Genomic DNA, 24,351 nt, shown 5'->3' on the forward strand with positions numbered 1-24,351 from the left:
TCACCCGAGTAGCAGTACCGGGCTCAGGGCTGTGCACCCGCCACAGCAACCGGTACTCGTCTCAGGACAACGGAGCGTCGTAGATGAGTAACAAGAACAACGATGAGCTGCAGCGGCAGGCCTCGGAAAACACCCTGGGGCTGAACCCGGTCATCGGCATCCGCCGCAAGGACCTGTTGAGCTCGGCACGCACCGTGCTGCGCCAGGCCGTGCGCCAACCGCTGCATAGCGCCAAACATGTGGCCCACTTTGGCCTGGAGCTGAAGAACGTGCTGCTGGGCAAATCCAGCCTGGCTCCGGAAAGCGACGACCGTCGCTTCAATGACCCGGCCTGGAGCAACAACCCGCTGTACCGCCGCTACCTGCAAACCTACCTGGCCTGGCGCAAGGAGCTGCAGGACTGGGTGAGCAGCAGCGACCTGTCCCCCCAGGACATCAGCCGCGGCCAGTTCGTCATCAACCTGATGACCGAGGCCATGGCGCCGACCAATACCCTGTCCAACCCGGCTGCGGTCAAACGCTTCTTCGAAACCGGCGGCAAGAGCCTGCTCGATGGCCTGTCCAACCTGGCCAAGGACATGGTCAACAACGGCGGCATGCCCAGCCAGGTGAACATGGATGCCTTCGAAGTGGGCAAGAACCTGGGCACCAGCGAAGGCGCGGTGGTGTACCGCAACGATGTGCTGGAACTGATCCAGTACAGCCCCATCACCGAACAGGTGCATGCCCGTCCGCTGCTGGTGGTACCGCCGCAGATCAACAAGTTCTACGTGTTCGACCTCAGCCCGGAAAAGAGCCTGGCACGCTTCTGCCTGCGCTCGCAGCAGCAGACCTTCATCATCAGCTGGCGCAACCCGACCAAGGCCCAGCGCGAGTGGGGCCTGTCCACCTACATCGATGCGCTGAAAGAAGCCGTCGACGCGGTGCTGGCGATTACCGGCAGCAAAGACTTGAACATGCTCGGCGCCTGCTCCGGCGGCATCACCTGTACCGCTCTGGTCGGCCACTATGCCGCCATTGGCGAGAACAAGGTCAACGCCCTGACCCTGCTGGTCAGCGTACTGGACACCACCATGGACAACCAGGTTGCGTTGTTTGTCGACGAGCAGACCTTGGAGGCCGCCAAGCGCCACTCTTATCAGGCGGGCGTGCTCGAAGGCAGCGAAATGGCCAAGGTGTTCGCCTGGATGCGCCCGAACGACCTGATCTGGAACTACTGGGTAAACAACTACCTGCTCGGCAATGAGCCCCCCGTGTTCGACATCCTGTTCTGGAACAACGACACCACGCGCCTGCCTGCCGCCTTCCACGGCGACCTGATCGAAATGTTCAAGAACAACCCGCTTACCCGCCCCGACGCCCTGGAAGTGTGCGGCACCGCGATCGACCTGAAACAGGTCAAATGCGACATCTACAGCCTCGCCGGCACCAACGACCACATTACCCCATGGCCGTCATGCTACCGCTCGGCACATCTGTTCGGCGGCAAGATCGAATTCGTACTGTCCAACAGCGGGCATATCCAGAGCATCCTCAACCCACCGGGTAACCCGAAGGCACGTTTCATGACCGGTGCCGATCGCCCGGGCGACCCAGTGGCCTGGCAGGAAAACGCCATCAAGCATGCAGACTCCTGGTGGTTGCACTGGCAGAGTTGGCTGGGCGAGCGTGCCGGCGCACTGAAAAAGGCGCCGACCCGCCTGGGCAGCCGTGCCTACGCCGCCGGCGAAGCCTCCCCAGGCACCTACGTTCACGAGCGTTGAGTTACAGCGCCGTGGCGGCCTGTGGGGCGCCACGGTGTTTACTTCACCCAAGAGTCACGTGCATGCCGCAACCCTATATTTTCAGGACCGTCGAGCTGGACCACCAGTCCATCCGCACCGCTGTTCGCCCCGGCAAGCCGCACCTGACGCCGTTACTGATCTTCAACGGCATCGGCGCCAACCTCGAGCTGGTGTTCCCGTTCATCGATGCACTTGACCCGGACCTGGAAGTCATCGCCTTCGATGTGCCCGGAGTCGGCGGCTCGTCTACGCCACGCAACCCGTACCGCTTCCCTGGGCTGGCCAAGCTGACTGCGCGGATGCTCGACTACCTCGACTACGGCCAGGTCAACGTCATCGGCGTGTCCTGGGGCGGGGCCCTGGCCCAGCAGTTTGCTCACGATTACCCCGAGCGCTGCAAGAAGCTGGTGCTGGCCGCCACTGCTGCTGGCGCGGTAATGGTGCCAGGCAAGCCCAAGGTGCTGTGGATGATGGCCAGCCCCCGGCGTTACGTGCAGCCGTCGCATGTCATCCGCATTGCACCGATGATCTATGGCGGCGGCTTCCGACGTGACCCCGACCTGGCCATGCACCATGCCGCCAAGGTGCGCTCCGGCGGCAAGCTGGGCTACTACTGGCAGCTGTTCGCCGGGCTGGGCTGGACCAGCATCCACTGGCTGCACAAGATCCAGCAGCCCACCCTGGTACTGGCCGGCGACGACGACCCGCTGATCCCGTTGATCAACATGCGCCTGCTGGCCTGGCGTATTCCCAATGCCCAGCTACACATTATCGACGACGGCCATCTGTTCCTGATCACCCGTGCCGAAGCCGTCGCCCCGATCATCATGAAGTTCCTGCAGGAAGAACGTCAGCGAGCGGTCATGCACCCCCGCCCGGCCTCGGGGGGGTGAAACAGCTGCGGCCTGACAGGGGAAATGGATCAGACGAGGGAGTGTTGCCATGACAGACAAACCGGCCAAAGGATCGACAACGCTCCCCGGCACCCGCATGAACGTGCAGAACGCCATCCTCGGCCTGCGCGGCCGCGACCTGCTTTCCACGCTGCGCAACGTCGGCCGCCACGGCCTGCGCCACCCGCTGCATACCGCGCATCATCTGCTGGCGCTTGGCGGGCAGCTGGGGCGGGTGATGCTGGGGGACACGCCCTACCAGCCGAACCCGCGTGACGCACGCTTCAGTGACCCGACCTGGAGCCAGAACCCGTTCTACCGCCGCGGCCTGCAGGCCTATCTGGCCTGGCAGAAGCAGACACGCCAGTGGATCGATGAAAGCCATTTGAACGACGATGATCGAGCCCGCGCCCACTTTCTGTTCAACCTGATCAACGATGCGCTGGCCCCCAGCAACTCACTGCTCAATCCGCTGGCGGTCAAGGAGCTGTTCAACACCGGCGGCCAGAGCCTGGTGCGCGGCGTGGCCCACCTGCTCGACGACCTGCGTCACAACGATGGGCTGCCGCGTCAGGTGGACGAGCGCGCCTTCGAAGTGGGCGTTAACCTGGCCGCAACCCCTGGCGCAGTGGTATTTCGCAACGAGCTGCTGGAGCTGATCCAGTACTCGCCGATGAGCGAAAAGCAACACGCACGCCCACTGCTGGTCGTGCCGCCTCAGATCAACAAGTTCTACATCTTCGACCTCAGCGCCACCAACAGCTTCGTCCAGTACATGCTCAAAAGCGGCTTGCAGGTGTTCATGGTCAGCTGGCGCAACCCCGACCCACGCCACCGTGAATGGGGCCTTTCCAGCTACGTGCAAGCCCTGGAGGAAGCGCTCAATGCCTGCCGCAGTATCAGCGGCAACCGCGACCCCAACCTGATGGGCGCCTGTGCCGGCGGCCTGACCATGGCCGCACTGCAAGGCCACCTGCAAGCCAAGAAGCAATTGCGCCGGGTGCGCAGTGCCACGTACCTGGTCAGCTTGCTGGACAGCAAGTTCGAAAGCCCGGCCAGCCTGTTCGCCGATGAGCAGACCATCGAAGCGGCCAAGCGCCGCTCTTATCAGCGCGGCGTGCTGGATGGTGGCGAAGTGGCGCGGATCTTCGCCTGGATGCGGCCCAACGACCTGATCTGGAACTACTGGGTCAATAACTACCTGCTCGGCAAGACACCGCCGGCGTTCGACATCCTGTACTGGAATGCCGACAGCACGCGCCTGCCCGCCGCGCTGCATGGCGACCTGCTGGAGTTTTTCAAGCTCAACCCCTTGACCTACGCGTCCGGGCTGGAGGTGTGCGGTACGCCGATCGACCTGCAGCAGGTCAATATCGACAGCTTTACCGTGGCCGGCAGCAACGACCACATCACGCCATGGGACGCGGTGTACCGCTCGGCCTTGCTGCTGGGTGGCGAGCGGCGCTTCGTGCTGGCCAACAGCGGGCATATCCAGAGCATCATCAACCCGCCAGGCAACCCCAAGGCCTACTACCTGGCCAACCCCAAGCTGAGCAGCGACCCACGCGCCTGGTTCCACGACGCCAAGCGCAGCGAAGGCAGCTGGTGGCCATTGTGGCTGGAGTGGATCACCGCCCGCTCCGGCCTGCTCAAGACGCCGCGCACTGAACTGGGCAACGCCACTTATCCACCGCTAGGCCCCGCGCCAGGCACCTACGTGCTGACCCGATGAGCTGCTGACTGGATGAAAACCCGCGACCGTATCCTTGAATGCGCCCTGCAGTTGTTCAACCAGCAGGGCGAACCCAACGTATCCACCCTGGAAATTGCCAACGAACTCGGCATCAGCCCAGGCAACCTGTACTACCACTTCCATGGCAAGGAGCCCTTGGTACTGGGCTTGTTCGAGCGTTTTGAAGAAGCGTTGATGCCGTTGCTGGACCCGCCGCTGGAGGTGCGGCTGGACGCAGAGGATTACTGGCTGTTTCTGCACTTGATCGTCGAGCGCATGGCTCAGTACCGCTTCCTGTTCCAGGACCTGTCCAACCTGACCGGGCGCCTGCCCAAGCTCGCCCGAGGCATGCGCAGCCTGATCAATGCAATCAAACGCACGCTGGCGGCGCTGTTGGCCAGCCTCAAGAGCCAAGGGCTGGTGGAGAGTGATACCCAGGCGCTGGGGCAACTGGTTGAGCAGATCACACTGACGCTGATGTTCTCGCTGGATTACCAGCGTGTGCTGGGGCGCGAGGGGGATGTGGGGATCGTGGTGTACCAGGTGATGATGCTGGTGGCCCCGCATCTGCAGGCTCAGGCCCGGGCGGCGGCGGAGCAGCTGGCAGTGAAGTACCTGGAGAGCTAGGCCGAGCAGATCCGTGGTGGGGCCTTCGCGGGCATGCCCGCTCCCACAGGGTCTGCGCTGATTTTCGGATCTGCGCTGTACCTGTGGGAGCGGGCGAGCCCGCGAAGAGGGCAACGCGGTATCAGATCAGGGTACCGGTGCCGGTAGGTGCCGATGGCGTGCTGCCGGCCGGGGTGGCGGCAGGTGCCGGTGCTGTGGTCGCAGCAGGCGCAGCGCTGGCCGCTGGGGCGGCTGGCTTGGCGGCTGCCGGTTTGGCCGGAGCCTTCTTCACCGCAGGTTTCTTGGCCGCTGCCGGCTTCGCCGCAGGCTTGGCTGCTGCAGGCTTGGCTGCTGCAGGCTTGGCTGCAGGTTTTGCCGCTGCGGTTTTGGCTGCGGGTTTCGCCGCTGCCGTTTTTGCCGCAGGCTTGGCTGCCGCTGCCTTGGCCAGTGGCTTGGCCGCAGCCTTGCTTGCAGCCGGCTTGGTTGCTGCAGCGCGCGACGAAATCGGCGTAACCGAAGCACCGGTCAGCTTCTCGATCTGCTTGGTCAGGCTGTCCACCTGCTGGTGCAGTGCCTTGATCTCGTTGCGGCTCGGCACGCCAAGGCGCGAGATGGCGCTGTTAAGGCGCTTGTCGAAGGCTTCTTCAAGTTCGCTCCACTTGCCCAGCGCACGGTCCTTCACGCCTGACACCCGCGAAGTGGTCGAAGACTTGGCAGTCTCGGCAACATCTTCAGCCGTCTTTTTCGCCTGCTTCTCGGCCTTCTCGCCATCCTTCACCAGCGAGTCGAACAGCTTCGGGCCGTCCTGGTCGATCTTCGAATAGATACCCAGCCCCGCCAGCCAGATCTTGCGGGAGTATTTCTCGATCCCGCCGACCCAGGAGCTGCCTTCTTTTTCGGTGTTCTTCTTGCCAGCCATCCTGCTCTCCTTATGGTTTGTGCGCGACGCGCTCAAGCAGCTCATGCAACTGTTCAAGCTTGATCGACAACGCCTCAACGTCATGTTTAGACGGAATACCCAGGCGATTCAAGGCGCGACCGACCCGTGCGTCGAAAGCTTTTTCGATCTTGTCGAGTTGAATTTCTACCTTGCCGCGTACGCGGCTCACTTCTTCACCGACTTCGTCAAGCTGGTGGTTGGCGGCATCGAGCTCTTTGTCGATGCGTTTCTTGCCGCGCGTCTCGACACCTTCACCCGCCCTGACCAGCTCTTTGAAGTAGTCAGAGCCTTCCTGACCAACGCGGGCGTAGGCGCCGATACCGGCCAGCCAGATCTTGCGCGCATAGCCGCGCACCTCGCCAAGCGTGCCCAGGGCTTCGTCTTTTTTCTTCACAATCACTTTGGCCATGCTGTGTACCTCATGCTCATGAGTGGTGGAAAACCGCCCATTGAGGCTGGGCTTGAGCATAAGGTAGGGAAGAAAATTAGAAACCTCACCCTAAGGTCGTCGTTGTCGCATCTATATACCGCAAGCCCCGTTGACCATCGCGCTAGCGTCGCAGGCTTCACCTCACGGACATCGACGCCATGACTGCTGTAGCAAACCCACCCAGGCTGACGTTCAAGCAAAGCGTGGCAGCCTGTTTCTCCAAACGACCCAGCGTGCGGGACGTTTTATCAAAAGAAGCATTCCAGATTTTCAACGACCGGTATCCATGGTTGCACCGCAACCACCCTCACATCACATCGCTCGATCCTTTCGTCATCCTGCATGCACCGGCCAGCACAGGTGATCTCCCACGTCAGAGCGGGTTGCTGGACGAGCTTCTCAGGCATTTTCTGGCCAAGGAACGTGCGCAACCAAGCGCCGCAGACAAGCTGAGCATCAGCCCGCCCCATGTGTTTAAAATTCAGGAGCAAGGCCAGGACAACATCCGCCAACCCGAAATCATCCCGGACCTGACGAAGCTCAACGATGACTTCGATACAGTGCTTGGCGCGTTGATACCCGCCTTCCAGCAAGCCCAGATCGGCTTCTGGAACGGACTCGACGAAGACAGCCAAGTCTCGCGCATGCTCTGGCTGGAACACACCATCAAGGCCGCATTACTCGAGAACCTCCCTCGTCAAGGCCTTGCAGATGATGAAAAAGCTGCAATGTACGCCCTGCTCGACGGGGTATTCGACAGCCTGGCTGTCGAGGCGATACAAGTCACGCTCGGAACGGATGGCGAGGCACGCACCGTCACCCTACCGGATCTGTTGCTCATCACTACAAGTGGCACCCGCAACCTGGTTCTGCAATGCAAGCCCTGCGGTTCGGTTCGTCGCCATGTCGACCTGCCCAGCTTTGCCACTGCGCTGCAACGGCAGCTAGCGCAACGCTATCGCTTCGAAGCGTTGTCCTGGGCGCACACACCGGTGATCGGACGCCCTTTCGCCTTCCAGGCCAGGCAACTGCTGAACGATATCCTTGACGACATCGGACACCTGCGTCTTGGTGGCCTGGCAACCGTCGACGAGCTAGAGCGACAACTGCGCCAGGTGAGCGACCCGTCAGCTTACTTCTTCGACCTGCCTTCGCAGGAACGAACCGCACCCGCTGTCAGCCCGCCGCGATGGCTGCTCAATGCCAGCGCTGAGGACCGCTACGCCTATCACACCGCACTGCTCGACCTGGCGGCGAACCAAGGTCAGTCGAACGGCTCGACATCGCTGGCGGATGTCGAAGATATCCGTCGCTACGCCGCTCGCCGTTTGCGCGAGCAACTGCAGGCCAGCCATCCAGACAAGGCGGTACACGACCCGGACAAAGTGCACATCCGCATCTCCCAGGCCATCATCGGCCCTGGCACGCAAGGGCAATCCCTGTTCCTGCACACGGTATCCCTGACCGACCTGGCGATCTCCCGCCTGCGCCTTGAGGCTGGCGAGGTGATGACCGGGCTCAGTTTCGAGGATGGCTCGCCCGTGAAGGACTGGCTAAGCATCGAGCAGATCAGGGCGCTGATTCATCAGGTCGATATCGGCGGTCACTACGCCACTTACCTGCAAGATCAAGTAAGAGCCGAACCGCGCAGGTCCCAACGAATCAGGCAACATGCCAGGGAGTGGCGTTACGCCCTTCGCTTCAGCACCCTGAAGGCCAAGATCGAGCGTCAGCTTAGCGAAACGGCAAGCCAGGCAATGCTAAGGTTCTGCCAGGGCATGGACAATGGCGCGGACCTTCTGCGCATCGCCCCCCTGGCGTTTCTTTGCGCACCTGGCGCTTCGGCAAGCGATGTGGCGCACGGGATGTTCATTATCGAAATACCGGCAAGCGGCAGCTGGGTCTTGTACCGCCCCTTCTATGTCGACAGGGCGTTGCAGGAGTTTCCGACCCTCGAATTGCTGATGGACGCAATCCGCCGCAGGGGCGAACTGCAAGAGAGCGTATTGGCCTGGCTCGACGATGACGCGCGTCCGATTTACCAGAACGACGGGTTCAAGCACCCGCACCTGCACCCGAACATTACCACGCTGACGCACCTGCTCAATGTGCCGGTCGAGCTGCTGGACGGTCTTTTGCAACGACTAATACGCCCGGTCCAGGCCTCGTTCCAGGCCTGGACGGATGATCTGGACACTCACCTGTTCAATGCCCGCATCGAGACCATGTTATTGGCCTCAGCCAGCAACAGCGTCTCCAATGCCCAGGAAGTGCGGGCTTTGGTGAAGGAGGCTGCCTGGGCGATCTTCAATACCGTCACCCAGCTTTGGCATGGCCCGATGACCACCCTGGTGTGGCTGGTCGTGGCACTGTCGGCGGCCAAGGAAGACGTAGAAGCGCTGATCAAGCGCAGCGGTGACGATAAGATCGTCGCCGCCATAGACCTGCTCACCAACATGGCCTTGCTCCTTGCCCACCGCCCCGCAACGCCACCTGCCAGCAGCGAAGCGGCCGTTACGTTGCGCTTTTCAGGCCCTGCGCCGAAGGAAGAATCCCCGCCCCCAGCGCTCGAGCAGCCACAGGAGAAACCGTGGCAGGCCCCCGTCGAGGCGCAGCAGCCCACGCGCGCGCGCGTAGATGGCTGGCATGACGAGCAGCGCCTGAGCAACCTGTCAGTACAGGAGCGCCAGTCACTGGCACAGCTGCAAGCCTTGCAGCCACTGGAAGGGCACGCACCACTGGCAAGTGGCCGTTTGCGTGGGTTGTTCAATATCGCCGGCCGTTACTACGTCAAACTGGGCGATGGCGCCTATGAAGTCATCGAGACCTGGAACGGCATGCAGATCATCGGCCCCGAGCCGAGCAGCAGCGAATGGGTGTCCCAATGGGATGGCGCCCGGGACGGCTACCATATCGTTGGTCGTGAACGCCAAAAAGGCCCTTGGTTGACGCGCTGGAATGGCCAATGGACTTTGAATCTGAAACTCTCTGGCGGCATGCCAAGGAACAGGCAATCCATCAACGCTGAAAACCGCCAGCGGTTCGACACGTTGACTACAACCGCCGCGGCGAACCAACAAGAGCTGAATCAGATGGCGCCACTTATGGAACGCAGCCAAGTACAACTGCAGGCTTATGACGACCTCGCTCTGGAATACAGCCTGGCTGTCGATGCACTACCTGCACATGAGCGTGCTACACCGCCGCCAGCATTGCAGCTTCAGAAGCAGGCACTCAAAGCCCAGCGCCTACGCCACTTACCGAAAATCAGGGCATCCGCACTCTACCTGGAACGGCAGAGCACGCTACTGCATGGGAATATCGAAGTATTCAAGGAGATGGCCGAACCACGATTCAGCAAATTCGACACCCGTGCCCCGAGTCGACGCCGATACGGCAATTGGTACGGTGCAGCCATCGAGAACGACATGCTGCTGTGCCGCCGCTTGCTGGAGCAGGTCGACCACCAGGCACTGAGCGCACAGTCCATCGGGCTGCCCCGCGTTCCAGAGACTGCCGAACAGATACAGCAATACCTCGATTATCGCGAACGGGTACGCGATTCTAGTCAGGCCAGCCGCCGCCTGCTTGTCGTCAGCCAGCGGCTGGACCGGACCCTGGCGGAAGCACTGCAGGACCCCAAGATCGATTTTGCCAATAAAGCCACGAAACTCGCCCAGACCATTCGACGCAGGACGTATTCGACACTGGTCATTCGGGCCCAGCTACTCAGTGACCTGGCCTACCTCGCCGTGGACAAGACCCGGCTCTCTGCGGACACGGCCGAGCATTTGCTTGCGATGCGCGCGCCGCTCAGCGGCATCGAATTTAGCCGAACGGTTTGGAGCCACGACGGGCTGGCAGCCACCGAAGAGACGGCCCAGGTCAAAGCCGAACTGCTTGAGGATATCCTTCAGAAATACCGTACCGTGCTGGATCGCGCCCAATACATGAGGACACTGGACTCGCCTGCGCTGGTCGCTGACGTGCTGGACGAATACATACGCGAACTGTCCACCATTACCCAGATCACGGAGCAGCAACTGAGCGCGACCTTGACCAACCTCGACAGCGGCATCAGTCCCCCCTCGCCAGCGTCCTATCATCGCCCCGCAACGATCAGGCGCCGGGTCATCCGTGTTGACCGAGGTCGACCGCTGCTGGTGGAAATCGACCAAATGGGCAACCGGGCCATCCAGCGCAGTGCATTCAACCAGGAGCCTGCGGGCAGTTTCGCGCAACGCGACGGGGTGTGGCATGCCGTGCCTGAGCAAGCGCGGCCCACCCAACGTGACCGGGCCCAGGTGCGCCAACGAGCGAACCGCCTGCTGGCAGAGGTGGATGGGAAAATTGCCTTCGCCGCGCACTATGCCGATGAGCCCAACAGCCTGGCCGACTTTCTGGAATGGCCAGCAGGTGACATGCGCGAAGTGCAGCAGCAACTGACCGCGCTGAACAATCCACTGGATTCCAGCTTGGTCGACCTCCTTCGGGCAGCGGTAGACCGCATCCATCACGAAAGGCTTCGGCTGCTCACCGACGCGTATCTGAACACCCGCCATCCCGACGGCAAGGCCCTTCGCTTCCTGGCTGAGCAGAAGCGGATTCGGATCAGGCAGACCGTGATTCGCCGGCAGCTACGTCACGCCAATGATTACCTCGACGTCTACGAGATTCGCGATGTGCAAGCGCCACAGCGGTTACTGTGGGAGGCGCATTTTCACTATCCCAGCCTCGAAGCGAGAGGGCATGACTTCGTCAAGGGCCACCTCAAGTTCTGGGATGCAGGCGTAAGGGGCCGCAAGGCCATGCTCGAGCAGGCCGCAGACGCACACGAGCGCATCGCGATCTACCGCGGCGATCTGCGCCTGGAGCAGGTAATTGGCATCATTCCTTTCCCGACGGACGCGCCGCAGTAGCCAGAGAGCGGCGCCGGCTCAGGCCAAGGCCTTGTCCAGCGCCCGCTCGATCTCACCCTTGATGGTGCCGCTCATCATCGACAGCATCATGCCCAGCTTCAGTTCGACGCGGATGCTGTCGTCGCCAATGTGCACGCTGCCATTGGCGCCACTGCGCGCAACGTCCACGCGGTCACCGTTCCAGGTGGCCTTGAGGTCGTACTCGCGGCTGAGCTTGTCGACCAGCGCTTCGGCCTTGGCGCGGGCGGCATCACGGCCGAGGGAGTGTTTGCGTTCGACGCTGATCTGGGTCATGCGGGCGTTCCTGAAGATGTAGACATAATGAGCATTATGCCCGCCCCTGCCCACTGGCACACCCCGCCAAGACAAATCCGCCCGTTCGCCCTAGAATGGCGGTAATTTTTTTCGGTGAAGCGATATGAACGACCAGCGCAAAGGCGACCACGCCGAACCCACCACCCATTTCGGCTATCAGGACGTGCCTGAAAGCCAGAAAGCGAAGAAAGTCGCCGAAGTGTTCCACTCGGTGGCAGCCAAATACGACCTGATGAACGACGTGCTTTCCGGCGGCATGCACCGCCTGTGGAAGCGCTTTACCATCGAGCTGTCGGGCGTGCGCAGCGGCAACCGCGTGCTGGACATCGCCGGCGGTACCGGTGACCTGGCGGCCAAGTTCTCCCGTCTTGTCGGGCCGACCGGGCAAGTGGTGCTGGCCGACATCAACGATTCGATGCTCAAGGTTGGCCGAGACCGCCTGCTTGACCGTGGCGTGGCCGGCAACATCGAGTTCGTCCAGGCCGACGCTGAAAAGCTGCCGTTCCCGGACAACCACTTCGACTGCGTGACCATCGCTTTCGGCCTGCGCAACGTCACCCACAAGGACGCCGCCATCCGTTCGATGCTGCGCGTGCTCAAGCCCGGTGGCCGCCTGTTGATCCTGGAGTTCTCCAAGCCGACCAACAAGCTGATGTCCAAGGCCTACGACGCCTACTCGTTCGCCTTCATGCCGCTGGCTGGCAAGCTGATCACCAATGACGCCGAGAGCTACCGTTACCTGGCCGAGTCGATCCGCATGCACCCTGACCAGGAAACCCTGAAGAGCATGATGGTCGAGGCCGGTTTCGACCGCGTCACCTACCACAACATGACCAGCGGCATCGTTGCCGTGCACCGGGGAATCAAACCCTGATGTTGCTGGCCGGGCTGCTCGCCAGCGTCGAACATGGCCTGAACCGCATCCTGCGCCTGGACAGCACGGCCCTGCCGCGGCTGGCCGCGCTGGAAGGCAAGGTCATCGAAATCGACTGCCGCCAACCGGCCCTGCAGGTGTTCATCCTGCCCGATGAGCAGGGCCTGATGCTCGCCGCCCATTGGCAGGGCGAGGTCGACTGCAGCCTGCGCGCCCCCGCCGGTAGCCTGGCGCAACTGGCCCTGGCCAAGGACAAGACCGCCGTGCTGCACAGCCCGCAGGTCGAACTGCACGGCGACAGCGCCGTACTGCTCGACCTGTTCGGTGTGCTGCAGGACCTGGAGCTGGACTGGGAGCACGAGCTGCAACGCTGGCTTGGCCCGGTCGCCACGGCAATGCTGGCCGGTCATATCCGCCTGCGCGCTCGCTGGACTCGCCAAGGCCTGGCACGTTTCAGCCAGAACCTGTCCGAGTACCTGGCCGAAGAATCCCGTACCCTGGTCGGCAAGCGCGAGGCCGAAGCCGCCTTCAGCGAGCTCGATGCCTTGAAGCTTGATACAGAACGCCTCGAAGCGCGCCTCAGGCGCCTGTCCCGATCCCTTGATACCAGCGATAACGCATGAAGCTGCTCGCCGTCCGACGTCTTTTTCGCATCCAGCGTGTGGTGATCCGCTACCGCCTCGATGACCTGCTGTTCGACCAACCCTTGCTGCCCTGGTGGCTGGCCAGCCTGCGCCTGTTGATGCCGTGGCGCTGGCTGCCACGCAAGCCCACCGAACTCAGCCGTGGCGCGCGCCTGCGCCTGGCACTGCAGGACCTGGGGCCGATCTTCATCAAGTTCGGCCAGCTGCTGTCCACCCGCCGCGATCTCCTGCCCCCCGACATCGCCGACGAGTTGATGCTGTTGCAGGACCGTGTGCCACCGTTCGACCCAAAACAAGCCGTGGCCTTGATTGAGGAACAGCTCGGTGCGAAGGTCGGCGAGGTGTTCAGCCGCTTCGACGTCGAGCCACTGGCCTCGGCCTCGGTGGCCCAGGTGCACGCCGCACGCCTTAAAACCGGCGAAGAGGTGGTGGTCAAGGTGGTGCGCCCGGGCCTGAAGCCGGTCATCGCCCAAGACCTGGCCTGGCTGTTCCTGATCGCCAAGGCCGCCGAACGCGCCTCGGCGGATGCCCGTCGCCTGCACCCGGTGGAAATCGTCGGCGATTACGAAAAAACCATCTACGACGAGCTCGACCTGCTGCGCGAGGCTGCCAACGCCAGCCAGCTGCGGCGCAACTTCGAAGACTCCGAGCTGATGTACGTGCCCCAGGTGTACTGGGATCTGTGCCGCCCCAAGGTGCTGGTGATGGAGCGCATCTACGGCGTACCGGTGACCGACATGGCCACCTTGGCCGACCAGCGCACCGACATGAAGCTGCTGGCCGAGCGCGGCGTGGAAGTGTTCTTCACCCAGGTGTTCCGCGACAGCTTCTTCCATGCCGACATGCACCCCGGCAACATCTTCGTCAGCACGGTCAAACCGTGGAGCCCGCAGTACATTGCCATCGACTGCGGCATCGTCGGCAGCCTCACCGCCGAGGACCAGGACTACCTGGCGCGCAACCTGTTTGCCTTCTTCAAGCGTGACTACCGCCGCGTGGCGCAGTTGCACATCGACTCGGGCTGGGTGCCGGCAAACACCAAGGTCAACGAGTTCGAAGCAGCGATACGCACCGTTTGCGAGCCGATCTTCGAGAAACCGTTAAAAGATATTTCCTTCGGGCAGGTACTGATGCGCCTGTTCCAGACTGCACGGCGCTTCAACATGGAAGTGCAGCCACAGCTGGTATTGCTGCAGAAAACCCTGCTCAACATCGAAGGCCTGGGCCGTCAGCTGTACCCCGACCTGGACCTGTGGAGCACCGCCAAGCCGTACCTCGAACGCTGGATGCGCGACCGCTATAGCCCCAAGGCCGTGTTCGGCAACCTGCACAGTCAGGTAGAGCAACTGCCGCACCTGGCTGGCATGACCCGCGACCTGCTCGAACGCCTGTCGCAGCCTCACCTGCACAATCCACAATTGCCGGAACGACGCCGCCAGGGCGACCGCTGGGCGCTGCGCCTGCTGGGCGCCGGTCTGCTCGGCGGTGGCGCAGTCTTGGCCGCAGGCGCTGCAGAAACCGCCAGCCTGGCCGCCCCGGCCGCCTGGCCCGCCTGGCTGATGCTGGCTGCGGGCCTTTACCTGATCGTGCGCCAATAGCCAGCCGCGCCTGTGGCTGGCACACTAGCGCAAAGGGCCCGGCACAGGAGCGGGCCCGCTTTGGAGTCGACGATGAAAGACTGGCTGGACGAGATCAAGTGGAACAGCGATGGCCTGGTACCGGCGATCGCCCAGGACCACAAGACCGGACGCGTGCTGATGATGGCCTGGATGAACCGTGAATCGCTGGCCCTGACCGCCGCCGAGCAGCGTGCCATCTACTGGTCGCGTTCGCGTGGCAAGCTGTGGCGCAAAGGCGAGGAATCCGGGCATGTGCAAAAACTGCATGAGTTGCGCCTGGACTGTGACGCCGACGTGATCATCCTGATGGTCGAGCAACTGGGCCATATCGCCTGCCATACCGGTCGTGAAAGCTGCTTCTACCGCGTCTATGAAGACGGCCAGTGGAAAATCGTCGACCCGGTCCTGAAGGACCCGGATGCCATTTACAGCGCAGGACACTGACATGAGCGACACCCTCAACCGCCTGGCCGAAGTGCTTGAAGAACGCAAGCAAGCGGCGCCTGACAGCTCTTACGTGGCCAGCCTGTACCACAAGGGCCTGAACAAGATCCTTGAAAAGCTCGGCGAAGAGTCGGTCGAAACGATCATTGCTGCCAAGGATGCCCAGATCAGCAAGGATTACAGCGATGTCATCTACGAAACCGCCGACCTGTGGTTTCATAGCCTGGTGATGCTCAGTGCGCTGGGCCAGCATCCGCAAGCCGTGCTGGATGAACTGGAACGCCGCTTCGGTCTTTCCGGGCATGATGAAAAGGCCGCACGCCAGCCATCTGCCTGATGTTTTATCGGGGACGCCCGCTCCCATAGGCGCCGGGTTGCCGGATCGATATGCTGTACACACAATTTTCAGGAGTACGAAATGGGTATCTTTGACTGGAAACACTGGATCGTCCTGCTGGTCGTCGTGGTCCTGGTGTTCGGCACCAAGAAGCTGAAGAACTTCGGCAGCGACCTGGGCGAGTCGATCAAGGGCTTCCGCAAGGCCATGAACGAAGAAGAGACCAAGCCGGCCGAGCAGACTCCGCCGCCTGCGCAGCCTGTGCCACCGGTGCAAAACACCGCGCAGCCGCAGCAAGGCCACACCATCGAAGGCCAGGCCCACCCGGTCCAAGAGCCGCAGCGGAAAGACTGACCCATGTTCGGCATGAGTTTCAGCGAGCTGCTGCTCGTCGGCCTGGTCGCCCTGCTGGTGCTCGGCCCCGAGCGCCTGCCGGGTGCCGCGCGCACGGCAGGGCTGTGGATCGGCCGGCTCAAACGCAGCTTCAACAGCATCAAGATGGAAGTGGAGCGCGAAATAGGCGCCGACGACATCCGCCGCCAACTGCATAACGAGCACATCCTGCAGATGGAAGAGGAAGCCAAGCGTATCCTCAACCCAATGACGCCACCCGCGCAGCCGCCGGTCACCACGGCCAGCGTGCAGCCACCTGCCGGGCTCGAAGCCAAGCCGGTCGAAGCACCCGCTGCCCCGGCCGCACCGTCTGAACCGCCTCAACCGCCTCAACCGCCGCGAGCCCCATGAGCGAGAACCCGGAACACGACCAGCCAATGCCGCTGGTTTCGCACCTGACCGAACTGCGCACCCGCCTGCTGCGCTGCGTTGCCGTCATTTTCCTGATCTTTGCCGGGCTGTTCTCCTTCGCCCAGCAGATCTACACACTGGTTTCCGCGCCACTGCGCGAGCACTTGCCGGCCAATGCAACGATGATCGCCACCGATGTGGCCTCGCCGTTCCTCACGCCGTTCAAGCTGACCATGATCGTCTCGCTGTTCCTGGCCATCCCGTTCATCCTTCAGCAGATCTGGGGTTTTATCGCGCCAGGGCTGTACCGCCATGAAAAGCGCATCGCCATTCCACTGTTGGTGTCGAGCATCTTCTTGTTCTATGCCGGCATGGCCTTCGCCTATTTCCTGGTATTCCCGCTGATCTTCGGTTTCTTCGCCAGCGCCACGCCAGAAGGCGTTTCGATGATGACCGACATCGCAAGCTACCTCGACTTCGTGATGACGCTGTTCTTCGCCTTCGGCGTGGCTTTCGAAATCCCGGTAGCGGTCGTACTGCTGGTGTGGATCGGCGTGGTCGACGTGAAGTACCTGAAGAAAGTCCGCCCGTATGTGATCATCGGCTGCTTCGTGGTCGGCATGGTCCTCACCCCACCGGACATCTTCTCCCAGACCCTGCTGGCCGTGCCCATGTGGCTGCTGTTCGAGATCGGCGTGCTGTGCGGCAGCCTGATCCGCAAGCGCAGCGCCCACGACGAAACCGCCGATGACCATAACGACCAGCCACCAGCGACCCAACCGTGAACCTGCTGCTTCTTGAAGAGGCCGACTTCGTCTCGGCCAACCGTGTCGTTCTCGCTGATCGGCGCTTCACCCATATGCAGGAAATCCACCGCGTGGCAGTGGGCGACAACCTGCGCGTGGGCCGTATCAATGGCCTGATGGGCAAGGCCACGGTGCTGCGCCTGGAAAAGCACGAAGCCGAACTTGAAGTGGCCTTCGACCAGCAGCCACCGGCCAAGCTGCCCCTGACCCTGGTGCTGGCGGTGCCTCGCCCCAAAATGCTGCGACGGCTGTTCCAGACCGTGGCCACGCTGGGCGTGCCGCGGCTGATCCTGCTGAACAGCTACAAGGTCGAGAAAAGCTTCTGGCAAACGCCCTTTCTGCAGCCCGACACCATTCGCGAGAACCTGATCCTGGGCCTGGAACAGGCGCGCGACACCGTGCTGCCCGAGGTGATCATTGAAAAGCGCTTCAAGCCTTTTGTCGAAGACCGCCTGCCCACCATCGCCGCCGGCACCCTGGGCCTGGTCGGCCACCCCGGCCCTTACCCAACCTGTCCGCGCGCCGTAGAACAAGCCGTTACCCTGGCAATTGGCCCCGAGGGTGGCTGGATCCCCTACGAGATCGACCTGCTGGGCAAGGCAGGCCTGGCGCCGGTACAGCTGGGTGATCGCATCTTGCGGGTGGAGACCGCCGTCACCGCGCTGCTTTCGCGTATTTTCTGACACAAACACCCCTTCTTCGCCCATCAAGTTTCCCTCTCACGGGCCGATGGCCTTGGCAACAATACAATTATTTGTGCTGCCAAGCCGCCGGGGAGTCGAACATGTATCAATGGTTAGCCCAATCGCTGGGCAATGTGAGCGTCAATCGCAAACTGGGGCTGGGTTTCGGCCTGGTGCTGCTGTTGACCTTGGCGATTACCCTGACCGGCTGGCACGGCATGGACAGCATCATCGACCGTGGCGACAAACTGGGAAACATCTCTGTCATCCAGCAATACACCCAGGAATTGCGCATCGCCCGCCAGCAGTATGATCGCCGCCGCGACGACGCTTCGCTGGCAGAACTGGAAAAAGCCCTGAGCAGCCTTGACCGCCAGGTGCAGCTGATGCTTGGCCAGATCGAACAGCCCGCCGACCGCCAACGCCTCGAACAGCAACGCGAGGCAGTGCGCACCTACCAGCAGGCATTCAACGAGCTTAAGCAAGCCGACCAACGCCGCGAAGCCAGCCGTGATGTACTGGGGAGCAGCGCCGATAAAGCCGTGGAGTTGATAGGCCGCGTACAGCGTAGCCTGCTGCAAGGCGCAAACATCAACCAGTACCAGTACGCGGTGGACGTCAGCGCCCTGCTGCAACAAGCGCGTTTCCAGGTGCGTGGCTACACCTACAGCGGCAATGCCAATTACCAGCAAACGGCACTAAAAGCCATCGACCAGGCCTTGGCCGAGCTGCGTACACTGCCGGCCAAAGTGCCAGCCGAACATGCTGCCAGCCTGGATGATGCCGCCACGGCCATGGGCGGCTACCGCGATGCGGTGACCCAGTTCGGCAATGCCCAGTTGGCCAGCGAGCAAGCGCTGCAACGCATGGTTGAACAAGGCACGGTACTGCTGCAGGCCAGCCAGATGATGACCACCTCGCAAACCGAGGTGCGCGATGCCGCTGCCGCGCAGGCCAAAACACTGCTCACAGCTGCCACCGTGCTGGCACTGGCCCTTGGCCTGCTGGCCGCCTGGGCCATTACCCGGCAAATCATCATCCCGCTGCGCCAAACACTGCGCGCCGCAGAGCGAGTGGCCAGTGGAGACCTGACCCAGAGCCTGCAGGTACAACGCCGCGACGAACTGGGCCAATTGCAGGCCAGCATGCATCGCATGACCCAAGGTTTGCGTGAACTGATCGGCGGCATTGGCGACGGCGTCACGCAGATCGCCAGCGCTGCCGAAGAGCTGTCGGCGGTGACAGAACAGACCAGCGCCGGGGTCAACAACCAGAAGGTCGAAACCGACCAGGTGGCGACTGCGATGAACCAGATGACTGCCACCGTGCACGAAGTGGCACGCAATGCCGAACAGGCTTCGGAAGCCGCCTTGATGGCCGACCAGCAGGCCCGCGAGGGTGATCGCGTGGTGGGCGAGGCAGTGGCACAGATCGAGCGCCTGGCCAGCGAAGTGGTCAACTCCAGCGAAGCGATGAACCTGCTCAAGGCCGAAAGCGACAAGATCGGCAGCGTACTCGACGTAATCAAATCGGTGGCCCAGCAAACCAACCTTCTGGCCCTCAACGCGGCAATCGAAGCCGCCCGCGCCGGTGAGGCCGGGCGTGGCTTTGCCGTGGTTGCCGACGAAGTGCGCAGCTTGGCCCAACGCACACAGCAGTCGACCGAAGAGATCGAAGAGTTGATTGCCGGCCTGCAAAGCGGCACCCAACGGGTGGCCAGCGTGATGGACAACAGCCGCCAACTGACCGACAGCAGCGTCGAGCTGACCCGCCGCGCCGGCAGCTCGCTGGAAACCATCACCCGCACGGTGTCGTCGATCCAGGCGATGAACCAGCAGATTGCCACGGCGGCCGAGGAGCAGACGGCGGTGGCCGAGGAGATCAACCGCAGCGTGATGAATGTGCGTGATATTTCCGACCAGACCTCGGCGGCCAGTGAGGAGACCGCCAGCTCCAGCATAGAACTGGCGCGGTTGGGTACCCATTTGCAAGGGTTGGTTGGGCGGTTCAGGCTGTGATCTGAACTAGCGGTCGCCCGGTCGGGCCTCTTCGCGGGTAAACCCGCTAATGGGCCAAGCCGGCTGGCCAATCTCCACCCGCCGTTCACCGTTGCCGGCACCACCGTATTCGCGGGTAAACCCGCTCCTACACACAAATGCACAGGCCTTCGTAGGAGCGGGTTCACCCGCGAATGGGCCGGCCTTGCTGGCCAATCTCCACCCGCCGTTCACCGTTGCCGCCGCCACCGTATTCGCGGGTAAACCCGCTCCTACACACATGCACAGGCCGTCGTAGGAGCGGGTTTACCCGCGAAGAGGACGGGCCTGCTGGCCAATCTCCACCCGCCGTTCACCGTTGCCGCCACCACCGTATTCGCGGGTAAACCCGCTCCTACACACATGCACAGGCCGTCGTAGGAGCGGGTTTACCCGCGAAGAGGACGGGCCTGCTGGCCAATCTCCACCCGCCGTTCACCGTTGCCGCCACCACCGTATTCGCGGGTAAACCCGCTCCTACACACATGCACAGGCCGTCGTAGGAGCGGGTTTACCCGCGAAGAGGACGGGCCTGCTGGCCAATCTCCACCCGCCGTTCACCGTTGCCGCCACCACCGTATTCGCGGGTAAACCCGCTCCTACACACATGCACAGGCCGTCGTAGGAGCGGGTTTACCCGCGAAGAGGCCGGCACAGAACGAAATTTATCCTACTGTTCGCGACGAACTTTCCTACCTGATTATCAGGTCAAGTCCTACAGCTCCGCTGCCGATGGGCAGAGATGTGATGCCAGCCATGCGCCTGCATCCTTTCTCTCACTCGCTCGGAGATTCCCCATGCTTGGCTCCCTCAACCGCAAGTTCGGCAACATCAGTGTCGCCGCCAAGCTGGCCCTCGGCTTCGCCGTGGTCCTGCTCCTCACCCTGGCCACCACCATCAGCGGCTGGCGTGCCTTGGATGGTGCCATCGTGCGCTCACAGCAACTCAGCGAAATAGGCCTGATCAACGACCTGACAAAAGACCTGCGCGCGGAACGCATCACCTACCGTGTGCTCAACGACGATGCCAGCAGAGCACGCATCAGCAACATCCTCGACCAGCTCAACAGCATGCTGACCACCCTGCAGCAACGCAGCAACGTCGATGAGTCACGGCAGTTGCTGACAGAAAAAATGGCATTGTTGCAGAGCCTGCGCGACACCTTCAGCGAACTGCAGCGCAGCGTCGCCAGCCGTGTAGCCCTGCGCGAAGCCCTTCAGGCGCAGGAGCATGCACTCAGCGAGGCGATTGACCAACTGCAGACCCAGGCCTTGCTGAAAATGCCTGACGACAGTCAGCAAAGTGGTGTGCTGGGCCTGATGGATACCCTCAGCCGGCATGTCGAGGGTGCCAACCAGCAAAGCCTGGTTCCAGCCTACACCTTCGTCCCGGTCGAGGATTTTGCCAAAGTCGGTGAGAACGCCCTGGATGCCGCCGACAATAGCCTTGCGCAACTGCTTGAAGGCCTTGCGCCGCTGGGCTTGCCACGCGCCATCAGTGAGCAACCCGGTGTCGAGCTGAGCAAGTACCGCACCAGCCTGGATCAGTACCGCCGCGCCGCCGTACGTGTCGAGCAGTTGCAGAACAACATGGAAAACATGGGCAACGAGCTGCGAACGGTGAGCCTCGAACTGGGCAAACGCAAGGTCGAACAACGCGACAGAGAGGCCTTGGCCGCCCGGTCGCTGCTGACCAGTGTGGCGCTGTTGGCAATGGTGGTAGGGGCGCTGGCCGCCTGGCTGATCACCTTGCAGATCACCCAGCCATTGCGCCAGACGCTGGCTGTGGCCGCGCGCATCGCCAAGGGGGATCTGAGCCAGGTCGACACCGTGCAACGTCGCGACGAGATGGGCCAGCTGCAAACCAGCATGCGCGAGATGACCTTGAGCCTGCGCGAGCTGATCGGTGGCATTGATCAGGGTGTCGGCCAGCTGTCACAGGCCGCCACGCAGTTGGCGGCCAGTAGCGAAGACACCAAGCTGCGCATCAATCAGCAGCGCGAGGAAACTGACCAGGTGGCCACTGCCATGAACCAGATGAGCGCCACTGTGCAGGAAGTGGCACAGAACGCCGAGCAAGCCTCGCTGGCCGCCACCAATGCAGACCAGCAGGCTCAGGTGGGTGACCAGGTAGTAGCCGAAGCCATCGGCCGTATCGAGCAGCTGGCCGGGCAGATGGACCATTGCCTGGCGGCCATGCAGCACCTGGCAGGCGAGAGTCAGCGGATTGGCAGCATCCTCGATGTGATCAAGTCGGTGTCCGAACAGACCAACCTGCTGGCGCTGAATGCAGCGATCGAAGCGGCACGGGCCGGTGAAGCCGGGCGTGGCTTTGCCGTGGTGGCCGATGAGGTGCGCGGCCTGGCCCAGCGTACCTCGACGGCGACCGAGGAGATTGGCCAACTGATCGACAGTCTGCACAACGGTACCGACGAAGTGACCCGCTTGCTGGACAGCAGCAAGAGCCTGACCGAACAGAGCGTTGAGCTGAGTCGCAGGGCCGGGCACGCACTGAGCCAGATCACCGACACGGTATCGAGCATTCAGGGCATGAACCAGCAGATTGCCACCGCCAGTGAAGAGCAGAGCGTGGTGGCCGAGCAGATCAACCGAAGTGTGATCAATGTGCGGGATGTTTCAGATCAGACCAGTGCGGCCAGTGAGCAGACGGCAGCCTCGAGCGGGGAGCTGGAGCAGTTGGGGCAGCAATTGCGGGGGATGGTTGGGCGGTTCAGCATCTGACTTCGCATCGCCCTCTTCGCGGGAAAGCCCGCTCACACAGGTACATCACCCCCATCAAGGCAGTGGTGGACATGCAGGAGCGGGCTTGTCCGCGAAGAAGCCCGCGCGGTTACAGCACCTGGCGCAGGAATGCCTGCGCACGCGGGTCTTTCGGCGCAGCGAAGAATGCGGCCGGGGCCGAATCTTCCAGCAGCTTGCCATGGTCGAAGAACAGCACGCGGTCGGCCACTTCGCGGGCAAAGCCCATTTCGTGGGTGACGCAAACCATGGTCATGCCTTCCTGGGCCAGGGTCTTCATCACGTCCAGCACCTCACCGACCATTTCCGGGTCAAGCGCCGAGGTCGGCTCGTCGAACAGCATCACTTTCGGGTCCATCGCCAGGGCCCGGGCAATCGCCACCCGCTGTTGCTGGCCGCCAGACAAGCGCGACGGGTACTCGTTGGCCTTCTGCGAAATACCCACCTTCTCCAGCAACGCCCGGGCCTTGGCTTCACGCTCGGCCTTGTTGCGCTTGCGCACCACCTTCTGCGCCAGGCACAGGTTTTCCAGCACGGTCATGTGCGGGAACAGGTTGAAGTGCTGGAACACCATGCCGACTTCGCGGCGGTAGGCATTGATGTCGGTCTTGGGGTCGGCCAGTTGCAGGCCATCGATGGCCACATGGCCTTGGTCGAAATGCTCCAGGCCGTTGAGGCAGCGCAGGAACGTCGATTTGCCCGACCCCGACGGGCCGAGCACGACCACCACTTCGCCCTTGGCGACCTGAGTGGTGACGTTATCCACAGCCCTTACCACCTGGCCACGGGTGTCGAAGACTTTCAGCAGGTCACGGACTTCAATCACTTTGCGCAAGCCTCCGCTCGAGCCGGCTGGCAATGTGCGACAGCGGCAGGTTGATCAGCAGGTACAGGCCTGCCACGCAGAACCAGATCTCGAAGGTAGAGAACGAGGTGGTGATAGCCTCACGGCCACTCTTGGTCAGCTCGGTGATGGCGATCACCGACACCAGCGAGGTGTCCTTGACCAGGCTGATGAACTGGCCAGCCAGGGGCGGAAGCACGCGCTTGAACGCCTGCGGCAAGATCACATGGCGCATCGACTGGCCTGCGTTCAGGCCCAGCGACCGGGCAGCCTCGTTCTGGCCCTTGGCAATCGACTGCACGCCAGCACGGACGATTTCGGCCACGTAAGCACCGGTGAACAATGCCAGGGCCGCTACCCCGGCAAACTCGCGGGACAGGTTGAGCACGGTGCCGATGAAGAAGTAGAAGATGAAGATCTGCACCAGCAGCGGCGTGCCGCGCACCAGCTCGACATACACGGTCGACAGGTCGCGCAGGGTCGGGTTGTTCGACAACCGGCACAATCCGGCGAACAGGCCGATCACCAGGCCCAGCGCCCCGGACACCACCGAGATCCACAAGGTGGTCCACAGGCCCCATGCCAGCGGGCCAGCGGCCCAATGGCGGGTTACCCCAATCTGGTCGCCTTCGGCAACATCGTCGCCGCGGCTCAGTTGCAGGCTGTCCTTGGCCACATCGAGCACTTGCTCGGCACCATTTTCGTCCTTCAGCGTGACGCGGGCGTTGTCACCGGAGATGACGATTTCCTGCACAGTGCCGTAGCCGGCAGCGCGTTGTGTTTCCTCGGCCTTGTAGGCGAAGTACTGCGGTACGCGGTTCCAGCGCCACTCGTAGGAAATCATCGAGGTGGCCATGTAAAGGCTGAGCGCCAGGCCTACCAGGACCAGGGCGGTCAACCCATGCCAAGGCCACTGGGCTTTCTTGTGTTTGATCACGTGGG

At 62.4% G+C, this 24,351-nt stretch carries 21 protein-coding genes; 16 read left to right on the top strand and 5 right to left on the bottom strand.

Annotation, left to right across the window (positions count from 1 at the left end; genetic code table 11):
- Positions 1 to 83: 83 nt before the first annotated feature.
- From phaC (FQ668_RS24335) to FQ668_RS24350, 4 genes are all read left to right on the top strand, one after another.
- Positions 84 to 1,763 carry a class II poly(R)-hydroxyalkanoic acid synthase gene (gene phaC / locus FQ668_RS24335; RefSeq protein WP_019437382.1) on the top strand — a complete coding sequence of 560 codons (1,680 nt, stop codon included), beginning with the start codon at positions 84 to 86 and terminating at the stop codon, positions 1,761 to 1,763.
- 62 nt (positions 1,764 to 1,825) lie between these two features.
- On the top strand, positions 1,826 to 2,677 hold the full coding sequence (gene phaZ / locus FQ668_RS24340) for a poly(3-hydroxyalkanoate) depolymerase (protein WP_019437383.1): 852 nt from the start codon (positions 1,826 to 1,828) through the stop codon (positions 2,675 to 2,677).
- 49 nt (positions 2,678 to 2,726) lie between these two features.
- On the top strand, positions 2,727 to 4,409 hold the full coding sequence (gene phaC, locus FQ668_RS24345) for a class II poly(R)-hydroxyalkanoic acid synthase (RefSeq protein ID WP_023390258.1): 1,683 nt from the start codon (positions 2,727 to 2,729) through the stop codon (positions 4,407 to 4,409).
- Positions 4,410 to 4,421: 12 nt separating this feature from the next.
- Entirely contained in the window at positions 4,422 to 5,036 is a 615-nt protein-coding gene (locus FQ668_RS24350; protein WP_019437385.1) for a TetR/AcrR family transcriptional regulator, read from the top strand.
- A gap of 121 nt (positions 5,037 to 5,157) precedes the next feature.
- Here FQ668_RS24350 and FQ668_RS24355 read toward each other — a convergent pair whose 3' ends face one another.
- Both FQ668_RS24355 and FQ668_RS24360 read right to left on the bottom strand, forming a co-directional pair.
- On the bottom strand, positions 5,158 to 5,934 hold the full coding sequence (locus tag FQ668_RS24355; RefSeq protein ID WP_019438717.1) for a phasin family protein: 777 nt from the start codon (positions 5,932 to 5,934) through the stop codon (positions 5,158 to 5,160).
- Positions 5,935 to 5,944: 10 nt separating this feature from the next.
- Positions 5,945 to 6,364, bottom strand: a complete 420-nt coding sequence (locus FQ668_RS24360; RefSeq protein WP_014592667.1) for a phasin family protein — start codon at positions 6,362 to 6,364, stop codon at positions 5,945 to 5,947.
- 179 nt (positions 6,365 to 6,543) lie between these two features.
- Between FQ668_RS24360 and FQ668_RS24365 the strand changes: the two genes are divergently transcribed.
- Positions 6,544 to 11,304, top strand: a complete 4,761-nt coding sequence (locus FQ668_RS24365; protein ID WP_329957233.1) for a hypothetical protein — start codon at positions 6,544 to 6,546, stop codon at positions 11,302 to 11,304.
- A gap of 18 nt (positions 11,305 to 11,322) precedes the next feature.
- Here FQ668_RS24365 and FQ668_RS24370 read toward each other — a convergent pair whose 3' ends face one another.
- A complete protein-coding gene (locus FQ668_RS24370; RefSeq protein ID WP_003249289.1) occupies positions 11,323 to 11,598 on the bottom strand; it encodes a polyhydroxyalkanoic acid system family protein in 276 nt (91 codons plus the stop codon).
- Between the two features lie 124 nt (positions 11,599 to 11,722).
- Between FQ668_RS24370 and ubiE the strand changes: the two genes are divergently transcribed.
- The 11 genes from ubiE (at position 11,723) to FQ668_RS24430 (ending at position 22,547) form a co-directional block, all read left to right on the top strand.
- On the top strand, positions 11,723 to 12,493 hold the full coding sequence (ubiE, locus tag FQ668_RS24375) for a bifunctional demethylmenaquinone methyltransferase/2-methoxy-6-polyprenyl-1,4-benzoquinol methylase UbiE (protein ID WP_004576729.1): 771 nt from the start codon (positions 11,723 to 11,725) through the stop codon (positions 12,491 to 12,493).
- Entirely contained in the window at positions 12,493 to 13,116 is a 624-nt protein-coding gene (locus FQ668_RS24380) for an SCP2 domain-containing protein (protein ID WP_014592669.1), read from the top strand. Before ubiE ends, FQ668_RS24380 begins: the two co-directional genes overlap by 1 nt.
- Positions 13,113 to 14,735, top strand: coding sequence for a ubiquinone biosynthesis regulatory protein kinase UbiB (ubiB, locus tag FQ668_RS24385; protein WP_014592670.1), 1,623 nt, complete (start codon positions 13,113 to 13,115; stop codon positions 14,733 to 14,735). The genes FQ668_RS24380 and ubiB overlap by 4 nt, the downstream gene beginning before the upstream one ends.
- A gap of 72 nt (positions 14,736 to 14,807) precedes the next feature.
- Positions 14,808 to 15,200, top strand: a complete 393-nt coding sequence (hisI, locus tag FQ668_RS24390; RefSeq protein WP_003249284.1) for a phosphoribosyl-AMP cyclohydrolase — start codon at positions 14,808 to 14,810, stop codon at positions 15,198 to 15,200.
- A 1-nt stretch (position 15,201) separates the two neighbouring features.
- Positions 15,202 to 15,537 (top strand): phosphoribosyl-ATP diphosphatase, encoded by a 336-nt coding sequence (locus FQ668_RS24395; RefSeq protein ID WP_003249283.1) that lies wholly within the window; start codon positions 15,202 to 15,204, stop codon positions 15,535 to 15,537.
- A gap of 81 nt (positions 15,538 to 15,618) precedes the next feature.
- On the top strand, positions 15,619 to 15,891 hold the full coding sequence (locus FQ668_RS24400) for a twin-arginine translocase TatA/TatE family subunit (RefSeq protein ID WP_010955575.1): 273 nt from the start codon (positions 15,619 to 15,621) through the stop codon (positions 15,889 to 15,891).
- A 3-nt stretch (positions 15,892 to 15,894) separates the two neighbouring features.
- Positions 15,895 to 16,281, top strand: a complete 387-nt coding sequence (tatB, locus tag FQ668_RS24405; protein WP_014592672.1) for a Sec-independent protein translocase protein TatB — start codon at positions 15,895 to 15,897, stop codon at positions 16,279 to 16,281.
- Positions 16,278 to 17,066, top strand: a complete 789-nt coding sequence (gene tatC, locus FQ668_RS24410) for a twin-arginine translocase subunit TatC (protein ID WP_010955577.1) — start codon at positions 16,278 to 16,280, stop codon at positions 17,064 to 17,066. The genes tatB and tatC overlap by 4 nt, the downstream gene beginning before the upstream one ends.
- Positions 17,063 to 17,770: a 16S rRNA (uracil(1498)-N(3))-methyltransferase gene (locus tag FQ668_RS24415; RefSeq protein WP_014592673.1), complete on the top strand. Its 708-nt coding sequence runs from the start codon at positions 17,063 to 17,065 to the stop codon at positions 17,768 to 17,770. The genes tatC and FQ668_RS24415 overlap by 4 nt, the downstream gene beginning before the upstream one ends.
- A 101-nt stretch (positions 17,771 to 17,871) precedes the next feature.
- Positions 17,872 to 19,788 carry a methyl-accepting chemotaxis protein gene (locus FQ668_RS24420; protein ID WP_019438719.1) on the top strand — a complete coding sequence of 639 codons (1,917 nt, stop codon included), beginning with the start codon at positions 17,872 to 17,874 and terminating at the stop codon, positions 19,786 to 19,788.
- An 815-nt stretch (positions 19,789 to 20,603) separates the two neighbouring features.
- Positions 20,604 to 22,547 carry a methyl-accepting chemotaxis protein gene (locus tag FQ668_RS24430; RefSeq protein WP_019439203.1) on the top strand — a complete coding sequence of 648 codons (1,944 nt, stop codon included), beginning with the start codon at positions 20,604 to 20,606 and terminating at the stop codon, positions 22,545 to 22,547.
- 109 nt (positions 22,548 to 22,656) lie between these two features.
- Here FQ668_RS24430 and FQ668_RS24435 read toward each other — a convergent pair whose 3' ends face one another.
- Both FQ668_RS24435 and FQ668_RS24440 read right to left on the bottom strand, forming a co-directional pair.
- Entirely contained in the window at positions 22,657 to 23,391 is a 735-nt protein-coding gene (locus FQ668_RS24435) for an amino acid ABC transporter ATP-binding protein (RefSeq protein WP_014592676.1), read from the bottom strand.
- A complete protein-coding gene (locus tag FQ668_RS24440) occupies positions 23,384 to 24,346 on the bottom strand; it encodes an amino acid ABC transporter permease (RefSeq protein ID WP_014592677.1) in 963 nt (320 codons plus the stop codon). The genes FQ668_RS24435 and FQ668_RS24440 overlap by 8 nt, the downstream gene beginning before the upstream one ends.
- Positions 24,347 to 24,351 lie beyond the last annotated feature (5 nt).

The sequence above is a fragment of the Pseudomonas sp. Kh14 genome (assembly GCF_900291005.1).
Lineage (GTDB): Bacteria > Pseudomonadota > Gammaproteobacteria > Pseudomonadales > Pseudomonadaceae > Aquipseudomonas > Aquipseudomonas alloputida.